Here is a 7441-nt window from a genome sequence, read left to right on the forward strand (position 1 = left end):
CGCTGATATTGGCCTGGTGCGCGCTTTGTGGGAAAATCCCCGTCAGCGCGCCCCTCGACCAAACGCGACCTATCAGTCACAGTAACCGAAGAGAAATACCATGGCCCTCACGGCTCCTAGCGAGATTGCCCAACGTCACCTCACGCTGTTTGAAAACAAACATGTTCTATTAGCTGGTGAGCTAGAAGATAACTTTGCTCAGCAGTTACTGCCTCATGCCTCGCAAGTGTCTGTCTTTACGACCCATCATGGCTACGCCTCACGAATGGCAAATACCGATGTGAAGGTCCATGAAGGGGCTGAATATGTGGGTGAGAGCTCAGTTGATTTGGTGCTTTTCTACTGGCCTAAGTCAAAAGCGGAAGCCGATTTTCTTCTCGCGATGCTCACACATCGTCTCGGTGCCAATGTCGACTGGGTCGTGGTGGGTGAAAACCGCAGTGGCGTTAAAAGCATCGAAAAACGTTTTGCCCCGTATGGCCAAGTGATCAAACAAGACTCGGCACGCCGATGCAGCCTGTATCATGGCCAATGTACGTTACCGGCGGCATCGTTTAACCTAGCGGATTGGTTTCACGACTACCCACTCCAAGTAGAGAATCAATCACTCACTGTTCGTGCTCTACCCGGTGTGTTTAGCCACAAAAGTCTTGATGATGGCACGGCCTTATTACTCAAGCACCTGCCCAATATGCACGGTGATGTGATTGATGTCGGCTGTGGCGCAGGCGTCATCGGCTCGGTAATACTGGCTACCCACCCAAGCTGTACGGTCACCTGTGTTGATGTGAATCATTTAGCCGTTGCATCAACCCAAGCGACCCTCACGGCCAATGGGCTCAAAGGCTCTGTTTTTGCCTCAGACATGTTAGGTGCCGTCAGTGGACAGCAGTTTGATGCCATTATTAGCAATCCACCGTTTCATGAAGGGCTCGAGACGTTTTACCAGGCTACTGAGTCCTTGCTGGAAAGCGCGCCTCGCTACCTGCGCCGTCACGGCCAATTGGTGATCGTCGCCAACAGCTTCTTACGTTACCCCCCGATTATTGAAAAAGGGCTCGGTCAGTGTGATACCCTCGCCAAAACCCGTCGATTCGCCGTTTATCATGCGCAAAAAGCACGCTAGTGGCTGACAACACCATCGAGCAGTGAGTTAACACACATATAAGACTTGATACCTGACAGCAGATCACAGTTTTGACTCATCAGACGTGTTAGCGTCTTCTCTCTCGCGGCTGCCTTTTGGCAGCCGTTTGCGATTCAAGCCCGCGTGATCAGAGAGAGGTATTCACAGCGTGCAAATGGATATGGCTTACTCGACGCGTCTTCAACGCCGCTTGGGATGGCGATAAAGTCGACCTAGCAGAAAAAAGTGGCTTATGGCGTGTTTATCAGGATAAAGGCAGCTGCCAAACAAGAACCTTGGATAAGTACCTGCACGTAGAAACCGTCCACAAAACACCACGTTGGCGAAATGTAGTACGCACGCTCGACTTTGTCCTCAAGCATACCAGTGAGCAATCACCTCACTACCAGTCATTAAAACAGGCCCAATCTGATATCCAGAACTGGGTGAGCCAAGACAAAGGCCGTCGTTGACATTGTCATTGCGGGTAAGCGGCCTTATAGTGATTCAAACCCTTAATCGCTAGGTCTTAATGGCGCTTTCTCTTCCTCAACTGCGAGTGTTTTTAACCATCGTGCAAGAGGGCACGATCACCGCCGCGGCGAAAAAACTGTTTCTCAGTAAACCGGCGGTCAGTATGGCACTCGCCGAATTAGAAAGTCAGCTCGGTTATCCCTTGTTTGATCGACGCGGCAACCGGCTTCACCTTAATGATCAAGGCGCGGCGCTTATCCCTAAAGCGGATGAGTTGCTGATCCGTAGCGATGAAATTAGCGCCGCATTGAAAGACGACAGCCAATTGATTGGCTGCCTACGATTAGGGGGAAGCGATACCGTGGGTAATCAGCTTTTACCCACACTGATTAGCGATTTTCGCCATGCGACCTCGCATCAACAGCAAACACTGATGATTGCCAACAGCCAAGAGATCATCGATCGCCTTCAACACTTCGAGCTGGATGTTGGATTGGTAGAGGGTGAAATACTGCACCCCGATTTACTGCAAATGCCGTGGCTAAGCGATCAGATGGTCGTGGTATGTCACCCAGATCACCCACTTGCGAGTCAAACGTCGTTAAGTGTGGGGGCTCTCGACGATCAAACCTGGCTGATCCGCGAACCAGGTTCAGGCACGCGTGAGCACTTTCTCTCACGCCTTGCACCTCGCTTCGAGCGCTGGCATCTTTCTTTTGAGCTCAATACCACCGAAGCGATTTTAAATGCTGCGAGTGCCGGGTTAGGCCTCGCGTACCTGTCTAAGCTCTCCGCTCAGCACGCCATTGCCGATGGTCGAGTCGTTGCCCTCGAACTCCCTTTGCTTTTATCTCGGCGCTATTGRCTCGTGCGCCACAAAGATAAATATCAGTCAGGTCTACTCTCCCGCTTCTGGGATTTCTGCTTACACTGGCAACCTCAACCCTATTCTTCTACTTAACCAGCAATCACCATGCGACAGATACAAAAAAGCCCCGACCGTCAGGTCAGGGCTCTGTATTCTCTTATCAAAGTCTTACACATATCTGCTTTGATGCTTAAATTGCGAGCTATGCGCAGTGAGTTTTGAAGCGAGACGCGCAGTGTATGCCAATACATGAGCATCATCGTTATCAAAAGCATCGAGCAATCAGCAAGATAAGCGTTTTTGCCTTCAGATTTTTCCAAAAATCTGAAAACAAGAAAGCAAGCCTGGCGATGTCCTACTCTCACATGGGGAGACCCCACACTACCATCGGCGCTACTTCGTTTCACTACTGAGTTCGGCATGGAGTCAGGTGGGTCCAAAGCGCTATGGTCGCCAAGCAAAATTTGGTGTGTCTTCGCTTTTCAGTCAAAACACGTATCTAGAAAGCTGTTCGTTCTCGCCACAATCAACTGGCTTTATTTCGAGTCCAACCCAAAACCGCTTGGGTGTTGTATGGTTAAGCCTCACGGGCCATTAGTACAGGTTAGCTCAACGCCTCACAGCGCTTACACACCCTGCCTATCAACGTCGTCGTCTACGACAACCCTTTAGAGAGCTCGAAGCTCTAGGGATGACTCATCTCGGGGCCAGCTTCGCGCTTAGATGCTTTCAGCGCTTATCTAATTAGTACAGGTTAGCTCAACGCCTCACAGCGCTTACACACCCTGCCTATCAACGTCGTMGTCTACGACAACCCTTTAGAGAGCTCGAAGCTCTAGGGATGACTCATCTCGGGGCCAGCTTCGCGCTTAGATGCTTTCAGCGCTTATCTGTGCCGAACTTAGCTACCGGGCAATGCGTCTGGCGACACAACCCGAACACCAGCGGTTCGTCCACTCCGGTCCTCTCGTACTAGGAGCAGCTCCCCTCAATCATCCAACGCCCACGGCAGATAGGGACCGAACTGTCTCACGACGTTCTAAACCCAGCTCGCGTACCACTTTAAATGGCGAACAGCCATACCCTTGGGACCGACTTCAGCCCCAGGATGTGATGAGCCGACATCGAGGTGCCAAACACCGCCGTCGATATGAACTCTTGGGCGGTATCAGCCTGTTATCCCCGGAGTACCTTTTATCCGTTGAGCGATGGCCCTTCCATTCAGAACCACCGGATCACTATGACCTACTTTCGTACCTGCTCGAGCCGTCACTCTCGCAGTTAAGCGGGCTTATGCCATTGCACTAACCTCACGATGTCCGACCGTGATTAGCCCACCTTCGTGCTCCTCCGTTACACTTTGGGAGGAGACCGCCCCAGTCAAACTACCCACCAGGCACTGTCCTCACCCCRGATAAYGGGGCTAAGTTAGAACATCAAACATACAAGGGTGGTATTTCAAGGATGGCTCCACAGCAACTGGCGTCGCCGCTTCAAAGCCTCCCACCTATCCTACACATGTAGGCTCAATGTTCAGTGCCAAGCTGTAGTAAAGGTTCACGGGGTCTTTCCGTCTAGCCGCGGGTACACAGCATCTTCACTGCGATTTCAATTTCACTGAGTCTCGGGTGGAGACAGCGTGGCCATCATTACGCCATTCGTGCAGGTCGGAACTTACCCGACAAGGAATTTCGCTACCTTAGGACCGTTATAGTTACGGCCGCCGTTTACCGGGGCTTCRATCAATGGCTTCTCTTGCGATAACCACATCAATTAACCTTCCGGCACCGGGCAGGCGTCACACCGTATACGTCATCTTTCGATTTTGCACAGTGCTGTGTTTTTAATAAACAGTTGCAGCCACCTGGTATCTGCGACTGCCCATAGCTCCATCCGCAAGGGACTTCACCGCGGGCAGCGTACCTTCTCCCGAAGTTACGGTACCATTTTGCCTAGTTCCTTCACCCGAGTTCTCTCAAGCGCCTTGGTATTCTCTACCCGACCACCTGTGTCGGTTTGGAGTACGGTTGCTACTTACCTGAAGCTTAGAGGCTTTTCCYGGAAGCATGGCATCAATGACTTCACCACCTTGGTGGCTCGACATCGTGTCTCGGCCTTGATTTCCCGGATTTGCCTAAGAAATCAGCCTACGCACTTGAACCTGGACRACCATCGCCAGGCCCACCTAGCCTTCTCCGTCCCCCCATCGCAGTAAGYAGCAGTACGGGAATATTAACCCGTTTCCCATCGACTACGCCTTTCGGCCTCGCCTTAGGGGCCGACTTACCCTGCCCCGATTAACGTTGGACAGGAACCCTTGGTCTTCCGGCGWGGAGGTTTTTCACCCCCWTTATCGTTACTCATGTCAGCATTCGCACTTGTGATACCTCCAGCATGCCTCTCAGCACACCTTCAACRGCTTACACAACGCTCCCCTACCCAATAGCTGCATCCTTAAAGCCACTATCTTTATTCGCCTCAACCATTGTTGGGCGCTTTGACGTTATTAACCACGCGCTTCGCGCATAACGTCAATCCAATAGCTTTAAGTGATGCAGCCATTGCCGCAGCTTCGGTGTATCGCTTAGCCCCGTTACATCTTCCGCGCAGGCCGACTCGACCAGTGAGCTATTACGCTTTCTTTAAATGATGGCTGCTTCTAAGCCAACATCCTGGCTGTCTGAGCCTTCCCACATCGTTTCCCACTTAGCGATAACTTKGGGACCTTAGCTGGCGGTCTGGGTTGTTTCCCTCTCCACGACGGACGTTAGCACCCGCCGTGTGTCTCCCGGATAGCACTTACTGGTATTCGGAGTTTGCAAAGGGTTGGTAAGTCGGGATGACCCCCTAGCCTTAACAGTGCTCTACCCCCAGTAGTGTTCGTCCGAGGCGCTACCTAAATAGCTTTCGGGGAGAACCAGCTATCTCCGAGTTTGATTGGCCTTTCACCCCTAGCCACAGGTCATCTCCTAACTTTTCAACGTTAGTGAGTTCGGTCCTCCAGTTGATGTTACTCAACCTTCAACCTGCCCATGGCTAGATCACTCGGTTTCGGGTCTAATGCAAGCAACTGTCGCCCAGTTAAGACTCGGTTTCCCTACGGCTCCCCTATGCGGTTAACCTRGCTACTTACATTAAGTCGCTGACCCATTATACAAAAGGTACGCGGTCACCCCAAAACGTTAGTGAGTTCGGTCCTCCAGTTGATGTTACTCAACCTTCAACCTGCCCATGGCTAGATCACTCGGTTTCGGGTCTAATGCAAGCAACTGTCGCCCAGTTAAGACTCGGTTTCCCTACGGCTCCCCTATGCGGTTAACCTRGCTACTTACATTAAGTCGCTGACCCATTATACAAAAGGTACGCGGTCACCCCATCACTAAGTCACCTCTGCTGGTTTGGGCGGTTGACYCACGCTKCGCGTGGTTAACCCAATCMACAAAGTGATAGCGTCTCACTAAGATGAAGTGTCTTAGTGATGGGGCTCCCACTGCTTGTACGTAGACGGTTTCAGGTTCTATTTCACTCCCCTCACAGGGGTTCTTTTCGCCTTTCCCTCACGGTACTGGTTCACTATCGGTCAGTCAGGAGTATTTAGCCTTGGAGGATGGTCCCCCCATGTTCAGACAAGATATCACGTGTCCCGTCCTACTCGTTTTCACGACTAAGGCGCTGTCGGTTACGGGGCTATCACCCTTTATTGCCAGGTTTTCCAACCTGTTCACCTAACGMCTAAGCCGCTTAAGGGCTGCTCCGGGGTCGCTCGCCGCTACTGCCGGAATCTCAATTGATTTCTTTTCCTTCGGGTACTTAGATGTTTCAGTTCCCCGAGTTCGCCTCTTAGCGCTATGGATTCACGCTAAGATACCTGCTTATGCAGGTGGGTTTCCCCATTCGGACATCGATGGCTCAAATGCTTCTTACCAGCTCACCATCGCTTTTCGCAGGTTAGTACGTCCTTCATCGCCTCTGACTGCCAAGGCATCCACCGTCTACGCTTARTYACTTAACCATACAACCCCAAAAGGTCTTGTATGAAAACAACTAAGGTTTTGTTTTTGCCGGACTCAAAATAGAGACTTTGCTTATCAAATAAGACAAAGCCCAAGCACACTTGATTGTGTGAGTGACATTTCTGTCACTGATTGAGAACTTTACTGTCATTCTTAAAGAATGACTTGTCAGCTTTCCAGATTGTTAAAGAGCATGTGWATYTATCAATACGATAAACCACTTTATTTTTTGCTTTCAGACAGCACTTATCGCAACAGGCGTCAACTGCTGTAAAAACAAAGAGTAAAATGGTGGAGCTAAGCAGGATCGAACTGCTGACCTCCTGCGTGCAAGGCAGGCGCTCTCCCAGCTGAGCTATAGCCCCATTTTGTAGTGCTTCTCTCTTGCAGAGAGAATGGTGGGCGATACCGGGCTCGAACCAGTGACCCCCTCCTTGTAAGGGAGGTGCTCTCCCAACTGAGCTAATCGCCCATCTTCCAGACTTGGTGGAGCTAGGCGGGATCGAACCGCCGACCTCTTGCATGCCATGCAAGCGCTCTCCCAGCTGAGCTATAGCCCCGCGTCTGAGAAAATGGTGGGTTGTACAGGATTCGAACCTGTGACCAATTGATTAAAAGTCAACTGCTCTACCAACTGAGCTAACAACCCAATGGCGTCCCATAGGGGAGTCGAACCCCTGTTACCGCCGTGAAAGGGCGGTGTCCTAGGCCTCTAGACGAATGGGACACGCTGATATGTTTGGGWACATATCCTCTTTAWWACTTYAACCTATACAATCTGTGTGARCACTCGCAACAATAGCGTCAGTAAGGAGGTGATCCAGCCCCAGGTTCCCCTAGGGCTACCTTGTTACGACTTCACCCCAGTCATGAACCACACCGTGGTAAACGCCCTCCCGAAGGTTAAGCTATCTACTTCTGGTGCAGCCCACTCCCATGGTGTGACGGGCGGTGTGTACA

General features: G+C 51.3%; 3 protein-coding genes, 5 tRNA genes and 3 rRNA genes. 3 read left to right on the forward strand and 8 right to left on the reverse strand.

Annotation, left to right across the window (positions count from 1 at the left end; translation table 11 throughout):
* Positions 1-100 precede the first annotated feature (100 nt).
* From rsmC to BZG14_RS06065, 3 genes are all read left to right on the forward strand, one after another.
* Positions 101-1126, forward strand: a complete 1026-nt coding sequence (gene rsmC / locus BZG14_RS06060; protein WP_077486880.1) for a 16S rRNA (guanine(1207)-N(2))-methyltransferase RsmC — start codon at positions 101-103, stop codon at positions 1124-1126.
* A gap of 116 nt (positions 1127-1242) precedes the next feature.
* On the forward strand, positions 1243-1599 hold the full coding sequence (locus BZG14_RS15390) for a hypothetical protein (protein WP_108743525.1): 357 nt from the start codon (positions 1243-1245) through the stop codon (positions 1597-1599).
* Between the two features lie 59 nt (positions 1600-1658).
* Positions 1659-2561, forward strand: coding sequence for a LysR family transcriptional regulator (locus BZG14_RS06065; RefSeq protein ID WP_077608240.1), 903 nt, complete (start codon positions 1659-1661; stop codon positions 2559-2561).
* A 249-nt stretch (positions 2562-2810) separates the two neighbouring features.
* Here the strand turns inward: BZG14_RS06065 and rrf are convergent.
* The 8 genes from rrf to BZG14_RS06105 all read right to left on the reverse strand — a co-directional run.
* Positions 2811-2926, reverse strand: a 5S ribosomal RNA gene (gene rrf / locus BZG14_RS06070).
* A gap of 266 nt (positions 2927-3192) precedes the next feature.
* Positions 3193-6480: ribosomal RNA gene (locus tag BZG14_RS06075) — 23S ribosomal RNA — on the reverse strand.
* A gap of 290 nt (positions 6481-6770) precedes the next feature.
* Positions 6771-6846, reverse strand: a tRNA-Ala gene (locus BZG14_RS06080).
* Between the two features lie 31 nt (positions 6847-6877).
* Positions 6878-6953: transfer RNA gene (locus tag BZG14_RS06085), tRNA-Val, on the reverse strand.
* A 12-nt stretch (positions 6954-6965) separates the two neighbouring features.
* Positions 6966-7041, reverse strand: a tRNA-Ala gene (locus BZG14_RS06090).
* 13 nt (positions 7042-7054) lie between these two features.
* Positions 7055-7130: transfer RNA gene (locus BZG14_RS06095), tRNA-Lys, on the reverse strand.
* Positions 7131-7132: 2 nt separating this feature from the next.
* Positions 7133-7208: transfer RNA gene (locus BZG14_RS06100), tRNA-Glu, on the reverse strand.
* Between the two features lie 81 nt (positions 7209-7289).
* Positions 7290-7441, reverse strand: a 16S ribosomal RNA gene (locus BZG14_RS06105); the annotation flags it as partial.

The sequence above is a fragment of the Salinivibrio sp. IB282 genome (assembly GCF_001995685.1).
GTDB classification, from domain to species: Bacteria; Pseudomonadota; Gammaproteobacteria; order Enterobacterales; family Vibrionaceae; genus Salinivibrio; species Salinivibrio kushneri.

What these genes read in the sequence shown, in the direction of transcription:
- rsmC (WP_077486880.1), top strand. Translation starts at nt 101, where the DNA reads ATGGCCCTCACGGCTCCTAGCGAGATTGCCCAACGTCACCTCACGCTG.